This is a genomic window from Photobacterium sagamiensis (assembly GCF_050337085.1).
In the GTDB taxonomy this organism is placed as follows: Bacteria; Pseudomonadota; Gammaproteobacteria; order Enterobacterales; family Vibrionaceae; genus Photobacterium; species Photobacterium sagamiensis.
Window position 1 is genome coordinate 20017 of record NZ_JAKJSP010000063.1, and the last position, 19404, is coordinate 39420.

16 protein-coding genes and 1 pseudogene are annotated in these 19404 nt (G+C 43.6%); 6 read left to right on the plus strand and 11 right to left on the minus strand.

Features of this window, described 5'->3' with window-relative positions; translation table 11 throughout:
- Nucleotides 1-49: 49 nt before the first annotated feature.
- From L4D76_RS24270 to L4D76_RS24290, 5 genes are all read right to left on the minus strand, one after another.
- On the minus strand, nucleotides 50-319 hold the full coding sequence (locus L4D76_RS24270; RefSeq protein WP_428443439.1) for a hypothetical protein: 270 nt from the start codon (nucleotides 317-319) through the stop codon (nucleotides 50-52).
- 317 nt (nucleotides 320-636) lie between these two features.
- On the minus strand, nucleotides 637-1788 hold the full coding sequence (gene galK, locus L4D76_RS24275) for a galactokinase (RefSeq protein WP_428443440.1): 1152 nt from the start codon (nucleotides 1786-1788) through the stop codon (nucleotides 637-639).
- Nucleotides 1789-1792: 4 nt separating this feature from the next.
- Nucleotides 1793-2845, minus strand: coding sequence for a UDP-glucose--hexose-1-phosphate uridylyltransferase (locus tag L4D76_RS24280; RefSeq protein ID WP_428443441.1), 1053 nt, complete (start codon nucleotides 2843-2845; stop codon nucleotides 1793-1795).
- A gap of 1 nt (nucleotide 2846) precedes the next feature.
- Entirely contained in the window at nucleotides 2847-3857 is a 1011-nt protein-coding gene (gene galE, locus L4D76_RS24285) for a UDP-glucose 4-epimerase GalE (protein WP_428443442.1), read from the minus strand.
- 385 nt (nucleotides 3858-4242) lie between these two features.
- Entirely contained in the window at nucleotides 4243-4410 is a 168-nt protein-coding gene (locus L4D76_RS24290) for a hypothetical protein (protein ID WP_428443443.1), read from the minus strand.
- Between the two features lie 189 nt (nucleotides 4411-4599).
- Here L4D76_RS24290 and L4D76_RS24295 point away from each other — a divergent pair, with 189 nt between their 5' ends.
- The gene (locus L4D76_RS24295; RefSeq protein WP_428443444.1) at nucleotides 4600-5712 is read left to right on the plus strand and encodes a GGDEF domain-containing protein; all 1113 of its coding nucleotides are present in this window, start codon (nucleotides 4600-4602) and stop codon (nucleotides 5710-5712) included.
- A 575-nt stretch (nucleotides 5713-6287) separates the two neighbouring features.
- On the opposite strand, the gene L4D76_RS24300 is transcribed toward L4D76_RS24295, so the two are convergent.
- Both L4D76_RS24300 and L4D76_RS24305 read right to left on the minus strand, forming a co-directional pair.
- Nucleotides 6288-6761: a YtfJ family protein gene (locus tag L4D76_RS24300; protein WP_428443445.1), complete on the minus strand. Its 474-nt coding sequence runs from the start codon at nucleotides 6759-6761 to the stop codon at nucleotides 6288-6290.
- Nucleotides 6762-6922: 161 nt separating this feature from the next.
- Complete coding sequence (locus tag L4D76_RS24305; protein WP_428443446.1) at nucleotides 6923-8464, minus strand: sulfatase-like hydrolase/transferase; 1542 nt, start codon at nucleotides 8462-8464, stop codon at nucleotides 6923-6925.
- A gap of 191 nt (nucleotides 8465-8655) precedes the next feature.
- Between L4D76_RS24305 and L4D76_RS24310 the strand changes: the two genes are divergently transcribed.
- A complete protein-coding gene (locus L4D76_RS24310; protein ID WP_428443447.1) occupies nucleotides 8656-9807 on the plus strand; it encodes an anaerobic sulfatase maturase in 1152 nt (383 codons plus the stop codon).
- The gene (locus L4D76_RS24315; protein ID WP_428443448.1) at nucleotides 9807-11225 is read left to right on the plus strand and encodes a sulfatase family protein; all 1419 of its coding nucleotides are present in this window, start codon (nucleotides 9807-9809) and stop codon (nucleotides 11223-11225) included. Before L4D76_RS24310 ends, L4D76_RS24315 begins: the two co-directional genes overlap by 1 nt.
- A 147-nt stretch (nucleotides 11226-11372) precedes the next feature.
- Here L4D76_RS24315 and L4D76_RS24320 read toward each other — a convergent pair whose 3' ends face one another.
- The 4 genes from L4D76_RS24320 to L4D76_RS24335 form a co-directional block, all read right to left on the minus strand.
- Nucleotides 11373-12935 carry a methyl-accepting chemotaxis protein gene (locus L4D76_RS24320; RefSeq protein WP_428443449.1) on the minus strand — a complete coding sequence of 521 codons (1563 nt, stop codon included), beginning with the start codon at nucleotides 12933-12935 and terminating at the stop codon, nucleotides 11373-11375.
- A gap of 66 nt (nucleotides 12936-13001) precedes the next feature.
- Nucleotides 13002-14495, minus strand: coding sequence for a sulfatase-like hydrolase/transferase (locus tag L4D76_RS24325; RefSeq protein ID WP_428443450.1), 1494 nt, complete (start codon nucleotides 14493-14495; stop codon nucleotides 13002-13004).
- A 43-nt stretch (nucleotides 14496-14538) separates the two neighbouring features.
- Nucleotides 14539-14820: a DUF6171 family protein gene (locus L4D76_RS24330; RefSeq protein ID WP_428443451.1), complete on the minus strand. Its 282-nt coding sequence runs from the start codon at nucleotides 14818-14820 to the stop codon at nucleotides 14539-14541.
- Between the two features lies 1 nt (nucleotide 14821).
- Nucleotides 14822-16351: an alpha-N-arabinofuranosidase gene (locus L4D76_RS24335; RefSeq protein WP_428443452.1), complete on the minus strand. Its 1530-nt coding sequence runs from the start codon at nucleotides 16349-16351 to the stop codon at nucleotides 14822-14824.
- A gap of 176 nt (nucleotides 16352-16527) precedes the next feature.
- On the opposite strand from L4D76_RS24335, the gene L4D76_RS24340 reads away from it, so the two are divergent.
- From L4D76_RS24340 to L4D76_RS24350, 3 genes and pseudogenes are all read left to right on the plus strand, one after another.
- Nucleotides 16528-18213, plus strand: coding sequence for a ribulokinase (locus L4D76_RS24340; protein ID WP_428443453.1), 1686 nt, complete (start codon nucleotides 16528-16530; stop codon nucleotides 18211-18213).
- The gene (locus tag L4D76_RS24345) at nucleotides 18213-18911 is read left to right on the plus strand and encodes an L-ribulose-5-phosphate 4-epimerase (RefSeq protein WP_428443454.1); all 699 of its coding nucleotides are present in this window, start codon (nucleotides 18213-18215) and stop codon (nucleotides 18909-18911) included. Before L4D76_RS24340 ends, L4D76_RS24345 begins: the two co-directional genes overlap by 1 nt.
- Nucleotides 18912-18922: 11 nt before the next feature.
- Nucleotides 18923-19404: pseudogene (locus tag L4D76_RS24350) on the plus strand (L-arabinose isomerase); the annotation flags it as partial.

The following is a 19404-nucleotide window of genomic DNA, read 5'->3' on the forward strand; positions in this document are numbered from 1 at the left end:
ATAAACTTAAGTCGAGCAATATGCTTGATGAATATCGGGTGGTTTTCTGTCATAGCTCGTTGCTCTCAAAGTCATAACGCTTAAAGGTAACTACCGAGCCAAAGCGACGACTGTACTTCTCGTGCTTATAAGCAGTAACGACTTTCGTGCCACCAGCATCGATCTCATCGTAGAACCACTCTTCGCCGCTGTTCTTTTCGCAACAACGCGTTGTGCCTCTTGTAAGTAGGGCAACTCTATGTCCTCTATGGTGGCGGCAGTGACAAACGGCAAGAGCCCGTCTTCGTTGAACTCGAGTACGGTTTGGCAATATGAGCATACGCTCACGTCTCCGGCCGGTGCTCCCCCTGCAGGCAGGTGAAACCATCTAGAACCTTCATGCAGTAAAGACATTTTGGCTGGAGAAGATGTTGCTTATTTCTTTTTTCTATCTTTATAGACGTAGTGAATGGCGAAACCAGCCGTAACTAGCAGAGCCAATGGCAGCATGTAAGTTATTAGGAATTCAGTTCTTAATTGAGTCGTTAAACCTGTCATTAGTTATCCTTTGTGTGTTGCCACTAGTGACTGAACTTTGCTCCTGCAAGAGATAGTAGGCCATAAAAAAGCCCCTTTCTGGGGCTTTATTTCAGAGACTTAGAACGACCAGGCCCCGTCCTCTGCGCTACAGATATATAAGCATTCTTTAATGCCGGTTGCTGCCTCATATTTTGAAGCTACTGCACCTTTAACATCTTCAACAAGGTGAGGGGGAACTAGAGCAACGATACAGCCACCAAAACCACCACCTGTCATGCGAACACCGCCTTCATCGCCAACTACTTCTTTGACGATATCTACTAGCGTATCCACTTCAAATACCGTGATTTCAAAGTCATCGCGCATAGAAGCATGAGATTCAGCCATAAGCTGACCTATTAGCTTTATATCGCCTTCTACAAGTGCTTTTGTAGCATCTAGTGTACGTTGATTTTCGGTGACAACATGACGAGCGCGTTTCAAGACAAGCTCATCCATTTCGCTGGCGCGTTCATTAAGCTGCTCAATGGTGATATCGCGCAGAGCTTTGACATCAAAGAATTTAGCTGCCGCTTCGCACTGTTCGCGACGAGTATTGTATTCGCTATCAACAAGACCGCGTTTCTTGTTCGAGTTAATGATTACAACAGACATGTCTTTAGGCATGCCAATAGGGTAGGTTTGTAGAGTGCGACAATCGATAAGCAAAGCATGGTCTTTCATGCCTTCAGCTGAGATGAGCTGATCCATGATTCCGCAATTACAGCCTACAAACTCGTTCTCTGCCTGTTGGCCGTTAAGTGCGATTTCAGACTGGTCAATCTTGAGCTCGAATAGTCGCTTGAATGTTTGACCAATTACCACTTCTAGCGCAGCAGAAGAGCTAAGCCCGGCACCTTGAGGGACGTTGCCGCTAACTACGATATCAGCGCCGCCAACTTTGTAGCCTCGAGCAATTAGACACTTCACAACGCCGCGAATGTAGTTGGCCCACATGAATTCTGGGTGATGCTCAATTTCTTGGTCTACATAGAAAGAGTCAGTCGCGTATCCATAATCGACTGAAACCACCTGAATCAGATTGTCATTGCGTTCGGTTGCTGCAACTGCTGCCTGATAGTTGATAGCACAAGGAAGAACATAGCCATCATTGTAATCAGTGTGTTCGCCAATCAGATTGACTCGACCAGGAGCCTGAATTAAATGCTCGTTCTTTTCCCCGAACATCTTCTCAAAGACGCTCTCTACTGTTTTAAATAGTTCGCTCATGTTCTTACTGCTCTTTGTAGTGAATGTCGCTTAGATCGCGTAAGCGCTGCGCTGCTTGCTCAGCCGTTAAGTCACGTTGAGACTCTGCTAGCATTTCGTAGCCCACCATGAATTTACGCACTGAAGCGCTTCGCAATAGTGGTGGATAGAAGATTGCGTGTAGTTGCCAGTGATCGACATCAGTGCCTTCTTCAAAGAATGGCGCGTAATGCCAGCCCATTGAGTAAGGGAAAGAGCACTGGAACAAGTTATCGTAACGGCTAGTTAGCTTCTTGATAGCTACAGCTAGGTCATCACGCTGCTCTTCCGATAGTTCGCTCATACGACGAATGTGAATTTTAGGCAGAAGTATTGTTTCGAATGGCCATGCAGCCCAATAAGGAACGACGGCAATCCAATGCTTGGTTTCTACTACTGTGCGAGAGCCATCAATCATCTCAGCTTGCACGTAGTCCACCAGCATATTAGAGCCGTTCTGCTCGAAGTATTCTTTTAGGTGCTTCTCTTTGCGCTCGATTTCGTTAGGCAAAAAGCTGTTAGCCCAGATTTGACCATGAGGGTGAGGCTGAGAGCAGCCCATTGTTTCACCCTTGTTCTCGAAAGCCTGAACCCAAACGTAGTCTTTGCCTAGCTCTTCGATTTGATCATTCCAAGTATCGATAACACCGCGAATCTTATCAACTGGTAGCTCTGGAAGAGTTTTGCTATGGTCTGGTGAGAAGCAGATAACGCGACTAAGGCCGGTAACACCCTGAGTCTTGAATAATGGGTTATCTGACTGTGGTGCTTCTGGCGAATCAGTCATTAGCGCAGCAAAGTCGTTGCTAAACACAAATGTACCTTTGTAATCTGGGTTCTTATCGCCAGAAATACGGGTATTGCCTGCACAAAGGAAACACTTCTCTTCGTAAGCCGGTAGCTGCTCAGTAGACAGCTTCTCATCTTGACCACTCCAAGGGCGCTTAGCGCGATGCGGGGATACAAGAATCCACTGGCCGGTTAGAGGGTTGTAGCGGCGATGAGGGTGATCTACTGGGTTAAATTCAATTTTGGACATCTTAGTAGCCTTGTGGGTTTTTAGATTGCCAATTCCATGTATCAGCAGTCATATCAGAAACAGTACGAGTCGCTTTCCAATCAAGCTCTTTCTTTGCTTTCTCGGTGCTTGCCCAACACTCGGCAATATCACCTGGTCGACGAGGGCAAATTTCGAAAGGAATTGAGTTTCCGCATGCATCACCGAAAGCTTTAGCCATCTCAAAAACGCTTGTGCCGGTGCCGGTGCCCAAGTTGAAGATATGAAGCCCTGCTTTGCCGTGAAGTTTGTTAAGCGCTGCTACATGGCCATCAGATAAGTCCATGACATGAATGTAGTCGCGAATACCAGTGCCATCAGGTGTAGAATAATCATCACCAAAAACAGAAAGTTTCTCGCGACGGCCCACAGCAACCTGAGCAATGAACGGCATGAGGTTGTTTGGGATGCCTTGCGGATCTTCTCCCATAGTTCCAGACTCATGAGCGCCTACTGGATTGAAGTAGCGCAATATCGTAATGCTAAGGTTGTCTTCTGCTTCCCATAAATCTGAGAGACAGCACTCGACCATATACTTACTGGCGCCATAAGGGTTAGTTGTTGCCCCTGCAGGCGATAGCTCTGTAATAGGTACAATTTCAGGATCGCCATAAACAGTAGCCGAAGAGCTGAAGATAAGCGTCTTAACGCCAGCTTTTTTCATGCAGCGAGCTAGGACAAGTGAACCGTTTACGTTGTTGTCGTAGTATTCGAGAGGCTTAGCTACTGATTCGCCAACCGCTTTAAGCCCGGCAAAGTGAATGACCGCATCAACTTCCTGCTGATCAAATACCATATTCATGAAGTCTTCGTCTCGGATATCGCCAAGATAGAAAACAGGTCTTGTGCTGGTAATGTTCTCAATGCGTCGAAGCACTTCCGGCTTTGAATTGCTCAGATTGTCTACGATGACCGGTTCTATGCCAGCATTGATAAGCTGAACACATGTGTGACTACCTATATAGCCCATACCGCCTGTTACTAAAACTTTCATAGTCGTCTCTAATAGCCATTTCAATTAGTTGCTACGCAGTATAAGGACGGCATCCTTTAAAAGGTTGATCTGTCGCCAAATTGCAAAATCCATATATTAGAAAGCGAAATTACGTAAATGATATTTGCTAATTGCCGTTACGATCCGCAGGATTAGTTGTTAGTGACTAATCCTGCAAACATAGCGTGTTTGATTTTGAGAAAACCTTTTGGAGGGGAGCTAGATAAAAAAATACCCTGTCTTCCGGAGCGGAGAACAGGGCAAAACAACATTAACTAGCTAGTGGCTGTTGTATAATACTGCTGTAAAGGATTGTTTAGCTTGATGGTTCGGCATGATTAAACTACGAAATTAGCTCAAGGTCAACGGATGCCATCCCTTATGCTTACATTCTTTTTCCCAACTCCTCCCAAAACTCATCGAACCCGTACATAATTGTAGGGTCAATGTTGGATTTTATTTCTATCGTCGTATCAGAACTATCATGCTCGTCATCCAACTGAATGACCTCGTCACTTGCATGCCCCGTTGGATATGAACGTTTGCTATCCATAACGTGTCCTCAATACATTCCTAGTAACAAGACCTTATAGTAACAATAATAAAAGTGAGCTGTCCGTTGCTTTAATGACAAGCGATCATAATACCGATTGTTATTCGATCAAAACAGTCAATAAAAGGGCGTCATCCTTTATAATCCTGTTAAAATGCGATCGTTTTGTTGAAGTAGAGTCTCAGTTTTATGGGGAAAGTTTGCGATTTTTTTAGCAGTAGATGGTTCGTTCACGACGAGCTTGAGAAGAAAGTTATTAGAGGCGGCTTTGCTTGGAGCATTTTTACTGTACTGGGCTTCTATCTCATCATAGGTTTCTATCTTAATATCTTCCAAGTAAGTCTCACTGATATAGGAAGTATTCACTATGGCTTAGGTTTGGCTTCTTTAGCTATAGGGCTTCTTGCATACCGACTTCAGAAGCCAGAAGATGTCTGTATTAAATGGTGGGTGCTGTCGTCAATATTCATCTGCTTTTCATGGGTAATTTTAGGACTAACTACCTTCTTAGCCTGGGGCGGAATCGACGAAGCGGAAAAGATTTGGATCATTGGGTTTATGGTAATGCTGATGGGCTGGCATATTAACTCGCTCATGTTGGTCATTAACTTGCTCATCATGATCTCAAGCTATGTTGCGCTAGCCTACGTAACCCGCGAAGTAACCGGCTATACCACATTTATGATAATACTCTCCGGGGCTAAGTTCTTGTTGCTGTTTGCGGTATTCCAAGCATCTATTGGCAGACTGTATAAGCTAGCAAAACATCAATACAAAGCGAGATATGATGCAGTAAACAAAGATGAACTTACTGGCGTTCTCAATCGCAGAGGGTTTAATGACGGGCTACGTGCAGCGATTAGTCTTGCTGAGAGGAAGAATATCAAGCTGTCGCTACTTGCAATGGATGTCGATTACTTTAAACAGTACAACGATAGTCTTGGCCATCCTGCAGGAGATGCTTGTTTAGTTAAGTTAGCCGGCACCGTGTTGAGAGAGTGCAGTCGTGAAACCGACATCGTTGCAAGAGTTGGCGGGGAAGAGTTCGCTATCATTCTAACCGGATGTAACGAAAACAAAGCATTGATGGTAGCAAACAGAATTCAGAATGCTATTAAAGCCGCTGCTATACCGCACCCACAGTCTGCTGTATCTGATTTTGTTACCGTTAGTATTGGCATTACTGAGTACAGCGGCAATGACCCAGAGAGACTATATCACAACGCCGACAGGGCGCTATACAAGGCAAAATATCTAGGTAGAAACATCATTCATGTATGCCACTGCGAACAATGTGAGTGATGTGGATAATCTGAGGGAATTTTTGTCGTCTGTAATATATATATAACTTCTAAGAGATCTTAGAAGTTATATTAAACACAGAACAACGTTATTCCCTCACTTTCACCTTAACTGCGGAATGAGATTGAAATGAGTACTACACCAATAAAAAAGGCAGCATAAAAATATGCTGCCCGTCTAAGCCGAATGGGGGTGTCTATGTGGCCCTAATAGGACTCCCAATGCCACATAAATCGTTGGCTAAAAAATGTACCCTACATAACAGTTGCATCAAGGATTCATGCGACACACATACTTTCTAACATCTGGGTTGATAGCGCTATTGCGATAATTCACAATCAATGGGACGTTTGTGTTTAATGAGCTGTCCGTCACGATTGCACGTACAAACCACATTGTTTGGTTTTAATTGAAGAACATCTGCAATCTTGGCCATAACATCCATTCTGCCTGTTTTCTCTGCCGCTTCTAATATCAACTCGAGACCGGTTTTAGACTTGCTATTCACTGTAATATCCAGATGTAAAAAAAGCGCCACAAGGGCGCTATAAATAAGGCAGTAGATAGGACTTTACTTATTTAACAGAAGCAATTGCTTCCATAACTTTCGCTTCAACACCAGCGTCAACTGCGCCTTCGTGAGCAAAAACAACGACACCTTCGGCATTAAGAACGACAGTTACAGCGCTCTTGTTAGCCATTTCGAATTCTTTAGCAATAACGCCTTTACCGTCCATCACATATAGGTTTGCAGAGTCGTTCTTAGCGCCTTTCTTAAATTCGCTTTTGATGAACATACCAGCACCCATAGGAGCGTCTTTAGCATTGATGATACGACACATACGGATATCACCAGCAGCCTGAACTTTCTCAGAAGTAGCCTGGTGCATGTCGTTCGCTTCTGCGTGACCAGCATTCGCAATAAGGTATGTTGCTTTGCCAACTAGCTCATCAGAACCCCAAGCTTCAAATTTGCCTTCAGGGGTAGCTACGCCACCTTTTGCGATTTCGAATTCTGGAAGTTTTTGACCTACAGTGAGGTTAGACATGGTTTGTTTCCCTTTATGTTTATCTAGTAATTTGTTGAGGTAGATATTGCTACTGTTTTAGTTCAAAAAACTAGAGGTAGAGCATATTTGCAAAATAAAGGAAGCTGTTTGTTAAATATCATAAAGAAGGCGATCGCATTGACCGCCTTATATATTATCAGTTAGTCATCAAAGTCGAATAGAGGCTCTGCTGGTTCACCAAGTGACTCAAGGTACTTCTTAGCTTCTGCCTTCATTTCAAGATACTTCTTAGGCTCTTTTTTAGCTAAGTTCTTTCTTTCGCTAGGGTTTTTAGCGATGTTAAACATCTTAGGTGGCTTAGGCTTGCTCGCACCTATCAAATCAACACCTAGATACGTAAGCTTATAATCGCCTTTTCTAAAGCCAACAAGTTTGCCGCGCATAAAGATTGGGATGAAGTCTCGAGGTGATTCCTCACCGTTAAGAATATTCCCAGATTGGTCGAAACCGTCAGAGATAACATCAGGCATAGCAATGCCGGTCATTGCTGAAACCGTAGGCATGATATCGGCAGCAGAGAATAAGGCGTTATTCACGCCAGGTTTAATTTGACCAGACCAAGAGATGATGCCGGGAACTCTGCTACCACCTTCGTATGGAGATGATTTACCTTCTCTGAAAGGCTTAGCTGAGCCAGCAGAGCCTCTTTCAGAATATGACAGCCAAGGACCATTGTCAGAAGTGAAAATAACAATAGTATTATCGTCAATTCCGTTCATACGAAGAGAACGTATGATGCGACCCATCGAATAGTCAGTTTCTACCATCATATCGCCATAAGGCGTAGCAGTTACCCCTGCAAAGTCAGGAGAGCGGAAGATAGGAACATGACCTTGAGGGTACGCAACATACATAAAGAACGGATCGTCTTTATTGTTATTGATGTACTCGACAGCGCGAGAAGTGTAGTCGCGAGTCATAATGTTTTGGTTAAGCAGACCTACTGGGTTGTCGCTAAAGCTACCATCGCTATTTGCAAATGAGTGCATTAGAGGAACTTGGAAGTCCTCGTTATTAGCAAGACCGTCAGCATCGCGAGCAAGAGTTTGATCTCGTTCAGAGATGAACTTTAGGTTTTCTGGGTTACGAAATGCCTCTGGGTTAGAGAACTTTCGTTTAACTTGTTTAAGACGATAGTCTTCGTTCGTGTTAAACATGTCATTAGATACTGTAGTGCCATACCACTCTTGAAAGCCATGACGAGTAGGGATGTGTTCAACGCCACCTTCGCCAATACCTAAGTGCCATTTACCCAGCATGAATGTCTTATAGCCGCCATCGCGCAGCATTTCAGCCATAGTGATTTCAGACTTAGGAAGACCATCTTTATCTGTCTCGTCAAAAACCGGCATTACGTCGCCATACATACCGGTTCTAAGACCAACTCTAGAAGTTAGCAAAGATGCGCGAGCTGGTGAGCTAACCGGCGCGGTCATATAGAAGTCAGTAAAGTTTTGACCGTTTGCAGCCAGTTCATCAATGTTAGGGGTAGGGTATACGCCTCCATTCGCACTGATGTCTGCATATCCAACATCGTCAAGAAGAACGACAATAACGTTAGGTTGCGTAGTTGGCGCTCGATTAGAGCCATTGATAGCTTCGCCAGCGCTAGTGCTAGCAGAAACAGAGGTTGATAGTAGAGCAGCAGTTACAAGGCCACCTACAAGAGTTTTTTTAAACATGATTGTCTCTCAGTTAATTGTTTTCGTAAACTTATGCTCAATGAATAACCTCTACAATTACGATATTTAACAAACAGCATCTGTTATTTGATTTCTGAGTCTCGCATCTCATAACCAAACTCTTATAGCACGTAGCATCTTCGCTTCACACAAAAGCAATAAGAGCAAAAGTAATGATCCCACTCCACACAATGGCAAAACCTACTGGCTCTAAGTGCAACATCGACTGCGAATACTGCTTCTATCTCGAGAAAGAAAAACTATACCCAGATGCAAGCGACTGGCGAATGTCAGATGACGTACTTGAAACCTATATCAAGCAAACAGTAGAGAATCAAAAACAACTGCCTCACTGTGAATTCTCTTGGCAGGGCGGCGAACCTACGTTAATGGGGATTGAGTTCTTTCAAAAGGCTGTCGAGCTTCAGCACAAATATGCCGGTTCAAAGCAATGCGTTAACTCATTCCAGACGAACGGCATCTTACTTAACGATGCATGGTGCGAGTTCTTCGCTCAAAACAACTTTCTAATTGGACTATCTATCGACGGAGAGGCAAAGCATCACGATACCTATCGCAAGACACGTTCAGGCAAAGGCACCCATTACAAAGTAACTCAAGCATTGTCTCTGCTGCGAAAGCACAAGGTTGAGTTCAATGCGCTAGCAGTAATCAGCAAGAGCAACGCAAACGACCCCAAAGGCGTATATAAAGCACTTAAGTCATATGGGTGCAGACATATTCAGTTTACCCCTCTAGTAGAGCGTGAGGCTCAGGAAGAGACAGAAGACGGCTTAATTCTAGTTAGCCCTGACTTCACAGGAACGGCAAAAGTAAGTAGGTGGTCTATTACTGCGAATGAATACGGGGATTTTCTTTGTGGCGTATTTGATCAATGGAAAAAGAAAGACATCGGAAAAGTATTTATCTATACGTTCGAAGGAACGCTATCTCAGATGGTAGGGCAACCAGGAGCGAGCTGTGTGATGCAGCCAACCTGTGGAAACGCAGTGGCGCTAGAATCTAATGGTGATATCTATTCGTGCGATCACTTTGTTTATCCAGAACATAAGATGGGCAACATACTTTCTGAAAAGCTTGGTGATATTGCAGAGTCTGAAAAACAAGTAAATTTTGGCAAGGCTAAGAAAGATAATATTTCTGTAGACTGCAAGAGCTGTAAATATCTATCGCTATGTAACGGAGGATGCCCAAAGCAGCGTTTCGAGATATCTAGCGATGGTCGCCCAAATAAGAATTATCTATGTGCGGGTTACAAAAAGTATTTTTCGCACACTTCGGATTTATTTAAGGAAATATTAATCACGATAGAGGGAAGCTAATGAAAAAAACATTAATTGGGTGCGCAATTGCAGGGGCGGTGTTTGCAGGGCCAGCATTAGCTGCTGATTTGCCAGATATGGTTGTTTTCATAACTGACGATCAAAGTTTGCATGACAGCAATCACTATGGAAACAAAGACTTAAAAACCCCTAACATGAACATGCTTGCCGAGAAGGGTATTAAGTTCAACAATGCATTTGTGGCCTCACCAAACAGTGGCCCAAGTAGAGGGGCTATGTTAACTGGGCTAATGCCATCACGCAATGGAGCAGAAGCAAATCAGACACATCCTAGAGATGATATAAAAAAACTGCCAGCTTATTTCCAAGAACTAGGTTATGAAGTAGCAGCTTTCGGAAAAGTAGCTCACTCTGATGCAGAACGGTATGGCTTTGACATTAGCAAGTCAACAGAGGGGTTTATTTGGGAGGGCGGAATCAAAGACGCTGTTGAGTACCTAAATGATCGCGATAAAAACGCCAACAATAAGCCTTTGCTTATGTTTGTTGGCACAAAAGACCCACACGTTCCGTGGCCTGAAAATAATGGCTTCGATCCAGACGCATTAACAGTACCAGAGCAGTTTGTTGATACTAAAATGACTCGCGAGTATCTTGCTCGGTATTACACGGCAGTAGAACAAGCTGATACTCAACTAGGAGAAGTTTACAAACTTGTTCAAGATAAGCTAGATAACCCATTGTTCATTCATACCAGCGATAATGGCGCTCAATTGCCATTTAGCAAATGGGACCTGTATGATATGGGCGTTCGAGTGCCATTTGTGGCAAGCTGGCCTAGTCATATTGAAGAAGGTATCGAGACAGATGCGATGATTAGCTGGGTTGACTTACTTCCAACGCTTTTGGCTGTAGCTGGTGGTGAACAGCCAAAAGGCTTAGATGGCAAGTCTTTTGCTGATGTGCTTTACGCCCCATCGACTGTTCATCGAGAAAAAATTTACTCGACAGCTTCTGGCGATAGCGGCATTAATAAATTCCCAATTCGTTCGGTTCAGGACGCAGAATTCAAATATATTTTGAACCTATATCCTGAAATGAAACACGATACGCACATCAACATTTCCGGCGCGAGTGATGGTAGAGAGTATTGGGACTCATGGCGAGAAAAGGCGAAAGTTGATTCAAAAGCCAATTCAATTGTATATCGATACTACTATCGACCATCTGAAGAGCTGTATGACGCCAAGAACGACCCAAATCAACTTAATAACTTAGCTGACGACCCTCAGTATGCAAATCGCATGAAAGCCATGAGAGAAGACTTGGAACGATGGATGAATGAGCAAGGTGACAAGCGAATTCTTTACAAAGACCCTATCGGTTTCAAGATGAAGACGCTGATGGGGCTTAGCAAAGCATTATTTTTCGAAGAAGAAGAAGATTTTCAACGTTAATTTCATCTCTCTGAAAAAAACTAATATCTAAAAAAATGGTTCATTACATTAAAACCAGAAATACTTCTCTCACACTGAGAAGTCCATGCTAGAGATAATTAAAGCAATAGGGTAAAAGGAAAGGGCTCCAAGAGCCCTTTTTTGTATTTAAGATTTGAAGAACGACAGACGTTCTTTTTGCTGTTCAGCAAGACCGGATAACTCAGAGGCAGTAGTAGCACTTTGATTAATGCCAGCCACATTCTGGCTAACTATATCCAAGACAGAGGTAACGCTGATACTGACATGTTCGGTTACGCCAGATTGCTGCCCTGCTGCGATTGCTACTTGGGAATTGATGTTACTGATTCCAGTTACTGCGTCTGCAATCCCATGAATCGCTTCGTTAGCTTGTTTCATTAAGTTGTGGTTGTTCGCTAGCTTATTGAGGCTATTTGTCATTTCATTATTGGCATTTTTTGCCTTGTATTGCACAGACTCGATGATTTTTTGGATTTCATCAGTAGAATTTTGAGTTCGACCCGCTAATGTTCTTACCTCATCAGCTACAACCGCAAACCCTCGACCTTGTTCGCCAGCTCGTGCTGCTTCGATGGCCGCATTTAATGCAAGCAGATTAGTTTGATTCGATATATCTTCGATAACCTTAACTACTTCTCCAATTGCCTCAGATTCAATCGCAAGTTGATTAATTGTCTCTGCTGTATCATTAAGCGAGTCATGCATTTCTTTATTGGCGATATGACTCTGTTCGAATGCAGCAATCCCTTCATTAGATAAGTTCATAACGTACTTGGTAGACTTATCAGCATTAGAAGCGTTCTGCGCAACATCACTGGCGGTGCTAGATAGCTCGTTGATAGAGGTGACGATAAGATCTATTTGAGCTTTCTCTTCCTCTGCATTTGTTCTCGACTGAACCATTACCGATGACAGTTCAGTAGAGGCAGACGCTACGTTGTCGCCAACAGATACAAGCGAATCGACAGTATCTCTAAGGTTATCAATGGTTGCATTGATATCTCGCCCAAGAGCTGACAACTCATTATTGCCTGACGATGAAAATTTGACATTCAAATGACCATCAGCAACATTTTTCATTATGCCTTGCAGCTCTTTGATTGGTGAAGTAATGAGATTGGCAACAAAGTAAGGGCAATAGAATCCAAGAGCAAGCATTACGGATATAATAATCAAGCCAGAACCTTTAGATGTGCCTTGATCAGCTTCTCTTTTTTTGATTGCTCGAACAACATTGCGATTTAGCTTTTTAGACTTAGCACTAATTGACTTCTCAAGTTCGCTCAGAGCAGCTTTGTATTTGTTTATAGCTGAAATGTCATGCTCTTGAATAGCAGTTAAGTTTTCAACGCTTAGAGAGCTAACTAGAGCGTCTGCATTAATACCGGAAACCTTGACCGACTTGCTAGTAATCACATCAAGTCTGCTTTTTATGGCACCTGGGCTGGTGTCGCCTTTTGATATAACGTAATTAATAACAGTGGTATTAATGCCAGATAGCTCATCGTTAATGTCGGATAGTACGGCATGTTCGATTGCAGATTGCTGTGACGGCACAGTGATCGAGTTTTCCCAGTAGGTCATGTCAGCAATGCTGTAAACGATCCCCCCAAATAGCATTGCTGAAACAAAAAGAACTGGCATAACAATCTGAAACTTTATAGACCTGCTCTGAAGGATTTTTTTCATCTAAACTTCCTTTTTTTTTGATAAAAAAATACCGCTCCTAGAGCGGTATTCTTATATAAGTTCTGACTAGTCAATCCAGCCGCGAGGGTTAGCAGCAAGTTCCACGTTCTCTTTGTCCAGAATCGCTTTCATATTAGCAGCAGCCTCTGGATGCTTTTCGGTTACGTCATACGCTTCGCGAGTGTCGTATTCATAATCATAGAGGTGAGAAGGGCGCATTTGTTTAATTGATACCGTTTTGCTCATATCATTAGAGTAAATACCAACTTCGCCTCTATATTTGAATCGATCTCCACGAACACCCTCTATCACTTTGCCACCGTAGTAGTAAATGAAACGCTCACCATACTGCTCTCGATAAGCTTCTTCATCACCGGCGAATAGGCTTGCAATATCAAGTCCATCCATTCTGCGATCTTGAGGTACATCTATACCAGCATAAGAAAGAAGAGTAGGGAACACATCAACGCCATTTAATAGGCTATCAATAACTTTGCCTTCTTTAATCTTGTCAGGCCATGAAACGATAAATGGAACTCGTTGACCGCCATCGAAGCTTTCAAATTTACGACCACGAGCGTCACCGGCATCACCATCAAACCAAGGGCCATTATCACTTGTAATAATGAAAATGGTGTTCTCGTATTTGCCTTCAGCTTTCAGCTTTTCAATCATTTCGCCAACGCTGTTATCAATATCGCTCATTACATCGCCATAAAGACCCGCATCAGACTTACCAAGTTCTTCTTCAGGAACGAACAGAGGTACGTGTGGGAAGCTATGAGCGAAGTACATGAAGAAAGGTTTGTTATCGTCAAACGATTCGATGTACTCACTGGCTTTGTCAAAGTAAGCGTCATTTAGCTTAGTTTGATCAACTGGCGCAGGAATAGCGATGTCGTCTTTGTCGTAGATTTCAAACGGGTCCATATCGTTGCTGTACAGAGCGCCATAGAATTGCTCGAAGCCCATGTTATGCGGTCTAGCATCTTTCACGTCACCCAAATGCCACTTACCAATCATAGCTGTAGAGTAACCGGCTGCTTTCATAGGCTCAGCTATAACAACTTCATCAGTTGGTAAGTACGTATTTAGGTCGTAAAATTTATTGATGTTGATGATAGGGTGATCTGACGGCCAGACAACACCAGCAAGTCCGTTTCTGATTGGATAGCGACCAGTCATCATTGCTGCGCGAGACGGGGTACTACTAGACGCACCAGTGTAGTAGTTAGTAAATCTAAGGCCATATTCAGCAAGCTTGTCGATATTTGGCGTCTTGATAGCTTTGCTGCCATATGAGCTTAAGTCGCTATAACCCATATCATCTAAAACCATAAGAACGATATTTGGACGTTCCAGTTTTTGAAGTTCTGGCTGTTGAGCTTCAATGTTAGATAAATATTCTTGCTTCTTCGCCAAGTGAACAGGGTTAATATCAACTGAATACGTCGCAAGTTTAATTATTGGCTGTGAAATAACAGCGGCAACAGCAATCGCAACCGCAGTTTTGACCTTATGTCTCTTTACTACTTCTAACGCTTTTTTGGGCTCGAACATATATTGATCTCAAATAAAAAAAAGCCTCTATTGAGGCTTTTGACTAGTTAGTCACGCACTCAGTTTCCACTGCAAGCCACTTTCTGTAAGGGCAAGAGTTTTTACGCATAACGCCTCTAAGCTCAACATAGCAGCCACAAGCTCTGCATAAAGCATCCAGCAACTTGTCACAGCCTTTGCAGATCTCCATTCGCTCTTGATAGGTTTTTTCATCTACCTTAAGCGAGTAGTCGATATGCTTAATTCTCTGTTCCAAGTTTGCGGCATACTCGGCATCAATTTTTGCCAAAATACAGGCTTTGCATTCGCGTGAGCTGCTAGTCATATTACTTAGCCTGTAGAGTAATTACGGCACAAGCAGGGATGGTTAGCTTGATACCTTTCTCTGTGATTTCAAAGTCAGTGAACTTCTGCTCTGTAACATTTTCAGGGTGTTCGAACGTATTGTGAGCGTTGAACTCACCGGCTAGAACAGTTGCTTTAACTTCGCTTGGCTGTAGCTCTGTGTACTCGATGAATACCTCTTGAGCGTCAGTCATAGACGTATTGTTAAGAGTCGTAGTTAGAAGACCTTTACGAGTGCGAGAAGTAGATTCGAATAGCTCAGCTACTTTAGCGTCTTCAACGCCGATTTGCTCAACACCTTCAAAGCGAGAATCAATTAGGTGAGCGTTCTTGTGAGCCTTGTACATGTTGAAAACATGATAAGTAGGCGTAAGAATCATCTGTTCGCCTTCCGTAAGAATCATTGCTTGAAGAACGTTAACCGTTTGAGCAATGTTCGCCATGTCGATCTTGTCGGCATGCTTGTTGAAGATGTTCAGAGACATAGCCGCAACTTGCGCACAACGCATTGTGTTTTGCTGGTATAGCCAGAATGGGTTAGTGTCTTCTTCTGTCTGGTACCATGCGCCCCACTCATCGATCATTAGCTTAACTTGACCTTCTGGATCGTGCTTACGCATGATTTCAGAGTGCTTAACGATTAGCTCTTCGATGTGTGCTGCGCTGTTTAGCGTTTTGTACCACTCGTCTTGATTGAAGTCAGTAGCCCAACCACGAGGATGCTCCATTTTAGGAAAGCAGTAATAGTGAAGAGCAAGACCTGTACATTTGCTTTGAGTAAGTTCATTAAACTCACTGAACTCATCACGACCTATGTTATCGGTCATGATTCCTTTCATTACCTTGTCAGTCCAATCATAGTCTTCACGGTTCGGACCCGATGCGATACGACGGAAAGGGGAATTCCAATCGTAAGTACGCGCAAAGTTGTTGTAGCGGCGGAATTCAGAAGCGTAGTGCTCTGGATTCATTGAGCCACCACAGCCCCACATTTCATTACCAATGCCAACGTAATCAAGTTCCCAAGGTTCTTCGCGACCATTTGCTTTACGCTCAAGCACAAGCTCAGAGTCCACAGAAGCAGTCATGTACTCAACCCAATCCTGCATTTCTCTAACGGTAGCGCTGCCCATGTTTAGGTTGATATAGGTCTTACAATCTAGCTGCTCACAAAGCTCAAAGAATTCGTGAGTACCAAAGTGGTTATTCTCAAGAACGCCGCCCCATAGAGAGTTGATTACCGGCTTACGTGTTTCAACAGGACCAACACCGGCTTTCCAGTGGTAATCTTCTGCGAAACAACCACCAGGCCAACGAAGAACAGGAATCTCTAGATCTTGAAGCGCTTCAACAACGTCAGAGCGCATGCCGTTAACGTTAGGAATATCAGAGTCTTTGCCTACGAAGATGCCTTCATAAATACAACGTCCTAAATGCTCTGCAAAATGCCCGTAAATGTCTTCGCTAATTTGACCTAGTTTTTTGCTTTCGTTAATAACAAGCTTTTTCATTCTCTTGTCCGTTATTGTGAATAAGTAGTGGCGCTAACTTTGCGCCTAATCCACCAGCTCAACAATTACGATATTTAACAACCATCATCCTCTATTTGTTTAATGTGCCAATGGTCTCATTTCATTAAATTTCCATGAGGTAACTTGTCCGCAAATTCACTAGCGAGACGTTTTCAATGAAACCTGCGGTTAAGAAATACTTAATTGGTTTAGACTTTGGTTCCGACTCAGTGCGGGCTGTAATCGTCAGCGCGCAAAACGGCAAAGAGAAAGGCAGCGGTACTGCTTTTTACAAACAATGGATGGAAGGATTATTTTCAGATCCTTCTAAATCTAAATTCCGTCAGCACCCGTCTGACTACATCAATGCAATGACCAAAGCGATTAAAGACGCTATCGCTGATTCTGAAGAGGGTATTGCTGCGAAAATCGTAGGTATCGGCGTAGATACAACGGGCTCAACTCCTGCTCCTGTCGACAAAAACGGCGAAATTCTGGCGCTTAAGCCTGAATTCTGGGAAAACCCAAATGCGATGTTCGTACTTTGGAAAGATCATACTTCAGTCGAAGTTGCAGACCGGATTAACAAGCTAGCGGCTTCTGAAGAATTCGAAGATTACACCAAGTATGTTGGTGGCATTTACTCGTCTGAATGGTACTGGTCAAAAGCTGCTTACATTGCAGAGCAAGACAGCTCTATTCACGAAGCCGCTCACTCATGGGTTGAGCTATGTGACTGGATTCCTGCAATTCTTTCTGACACTACGCACCCTAATAAAATTAAACGCGGCATCTGTGGCGCAGGTCATAAAGCACTATGGCATGAATCGTGGGGCGGTCTTCCTAGTCAAGATTTTTTAACTGCAATCTCCCCAACTCTAGAAGGCATGCGTGACAAGTATTCCAAGACTGTTTATGCCTCTGATTCTCTAGCAGGAACGCTAACTAAAGAATGGGCTACAAAGCTTGGTCTAAATGAAGGTATCGCTATCGCAGTTGGCGAGTTTGACTGTCATATGGGTGCAGTTGGTGCCGGTGCTGGCGCAAACGATCTAGTTAAAGTAGTTGGCACGTCTACTTGTGACATTTTGATGGTTGATGCTGAAGAGCTTGGCAACCAAACAATCAACGGCATCTGTGGTCAGGTTAACGGTAGTGCATTGCCTGGTCTTGTTGCGCTAGAAGCCGGTCAGTCTGCATTCGGTGATATCTACGCATGGTACAAGCGTCTTCTGTCTTGGCCTTTGAAAGAGTGGGCTGCGCAGAACCCAGATGACAAGCAGGTGACTCGTGATATCGAAGAGAACATTTTCCCGATGCTTTCTTCTGCCGTTAACTATCGCGACAACAGCATGGGCGCACTTTCAGTTGATTGGCACAATGGTCGTCGTACACCGAATGCTAACCAGCGTTTAACTGGCGCTATTTCCAATCTAAATCTTGGTTCTGATGCGCCTGAAGTTTTCCACTCTCTTGTTGAATCTACAGCGTTTGGCGCAAAGTCTATCTGTGATTGCTTTGTATCTCAGGGCGTTAATATCAAACGTGTAATTGCGATTGGCGGCATCTCTAAGAAATCACCGCTTGTAATGCAGACATGTAGTGACGCACTTAACCTAGATATTTCTGTTGTTGAGTCAGAGCAATGTTGTGCTATCGGTGCTGCAATCTTTGCCGCTGTAGCTGCTGATCTATTCAAGACAACTGAAGAAGCTCAGGCAATCATGTCGAGCCCTGTTTGTCAGATTTATCGCCCTCGAGTAAAAGAGTCTGCTGTATACCAGGAACGCTTTGAAGCTTATCAAAATCTTGGTCAGGCAATTGAGACGCTTATTATGTCCGGCGTTAAGGGTGAGATGTAATGAGTAATTTAGCCCAGCTACGCAAAGACGTTTATGAAGCTAATATGGCGCTTCAAGAACATAACCTGATTACTTTCACATGGGGCAACGTATCTGGTATCGACCGCGAACAAGGACTTGTAGTTATCAAGCCTAGTGGCGTTCCATACGAAGAGCTAAGCCCTGAAAATATGGTTGTGGTTAATCTAGATGGTGAAGTAGTAGAGGGAGACATGAACCCGTCTTCTGATACTGACACTCACGTACAGTTATACCGCGCATACAAAGATATGGCCGGTATCGTTCACACTCATTCCCCGTATGCGACATCTTGGGCTCAGGCAGGCAAACCAATACCGGCACTTGGCACGACTCACGCTGACTACTTCTACGGAGATATACCTTGCACTCGCGCTTTAACAAACGAAGAGTTACAAGGTCAGTACGAACTAAACACGGGTCTTGTAATAGAAGAGGCTATTGGCTTAAAAGATCCAATGGCGACACCGGGCATTATTGTAAAGGAACATGCCCCATTCACATGGGGAACATCCCCGAAGAATGCGGTTCACAACGCCGTTGTCTTAGAAGAAGTGGCGAAGATGGCGTTGAACGCAATAATGCTAAATCCATTGGTAACATCTATTCCGCAAGGCTTATTAGATAAGCATTATCTAAGAAAGCACGGTAAAGATGCATATTACGGTCAGAAGAAATAAGGAAGAAGAATATGAAAGCATTTAATAAAAAAGTATGGTTCGTAACAGGCTCTCAGCATCTTTACGGCGCGAAAGTTCTAGAAGAAGTAGCGCACCACTCAGAAGTAATGGTTGGTGGTCTAAATAAGTCAGAAGCAATCTCTACTGGGTTTGTTAACAAAGGCACAGCTAAGACGGCAGAAGAAATTCTAGCAGTATGTAAGGAAGCGAATAACGATCCTGAATGTGCAGGTCTAGTTCTTTGGATGCACACGTTCTCGCCTGCAAACATGTGGATTGCCGGTCTTAGCCAGCTTAATAAGCCATTTACTCATCTTCACACTCAGTTCAATGCCGGTCTTCCTTGGAATGAAATCGACATGAACTTCATGAATACTAACCAGAGCGCACACGGTTGTCGTGAGTTTGGTTTCATCGGTACTGCGATGAACCTAGAGCGTAAAGTGATCGTAGGTCACTGGGAAGATGAGGGTGTACACGCAGAGCTTGATAC

Coding starts and splice junctions, on each gene's coding strand:
- L4D76_RS24310 (WP_428443447.1), top strand. CDS start 8,656: ATGGCAAAACCTACTGGCTCTAAGTGCAACATCGACTGCGAATACTGC.
- L4D76_RS24295 (WP_428443444.1), top strand. CDS start 4,600: ATGGGGAAAGTTTGCGATTTTTTTAGCAGTAGATGGTTCGTTCACGAC.
- L4D76_RS24330 (WP_428443451.1), bottom strand. CDS start 14,820: ATGACTAGCAGCTCACGCGAATGCAAAGCCTGTATTTTGGCAAAAATT.
- L4D76_RS24325 (WP_428443450.1), bottom strand. CDS start 14,495: ATGTTCGAGCCCAAAAAAGCGTTAGAAGTAGTAAAGAGACATAAGGTC.
- L4D76_RS24345 (WP_428443454.1), top strand. CDS start 18,213: ATGAGTAATTTAGCCCAGCTACGCAAAGACGTTTATGAAGCTAATATG.
- galE (WP_428443442.1), bottom strand. CDS start 3,857: ATGAAAGTTTTAGTAACAGGCGGTATGGGCTATATAGGTAGTCACACA.
- L4D76_RS24335 (WP_428443452.1), bottom strand. CDS start 16,351: ATGAAAAAGCTTGTTATTAACGAAAGCAAAAAACTAGGTCAAATTAGC.
- L4D76_RS24305 (WP_428443446.1), bottom strand. CDS start 8,464: ATGTTTAAAAAAACTCTTGTAGGTGGCCTTGTAACTGCTGCTCTACTA.
- L4D76_RS24315 (WP_428443448.1), top strand. CDS start 9,807: ATGAAAAAAACATTAATTGGGTGCGCAATTGCAGGGGCGGTGTTTGCA.
- L4D76_RS24340 (WP_428443453.1), top strand. CDS start 16,528: ATGAAACCTGCGGTTAAGAAATACTTAATTGGTTTAGACTTTGGTTCC.
- L4D76_RS24270 (WP_428443439.1), bottom strand. CDS start 319: ATGCTCATATTGCCAAACCGTACTCGAGTTCAACGAAGACGGGCTCTT.
- L4D76_RS24320 (WP_428443449.1), bottom strand. CDS start 12,935: ATGAAAAAAATCCTTCAGAGCAGGTCTATAAAGTTTCAGATTGTTATG.
- galK (WP_428443440.1), bottom strand. CDS start 1,788: ATGAGCGAACTATTTAAAACAGTAGAGAGCGTCTTTGAGAAGATGTTC.
- L4D76_RS24300 (WP_428443445.1), bottom strand. CDS start 6,761: ATGTCTAACCTCACTGTAGGTCAAAAACTTCCAGAATTCGAAATCGCA.
- L4D76_RS24290 (WP_428443443.1), bottom strand. CDS start 4,410: ATGGATAGCAAACGTTCATATCCAACGGGGCATGCAAGTGACGAGGTC.
- L4D76_RS24280 (WP_428443441.1), bottom strand. CDS start 2,845: ATGTCCAAAATTGAATTTAACCCAGTAGATCACCCTCATCGCCGCTAC.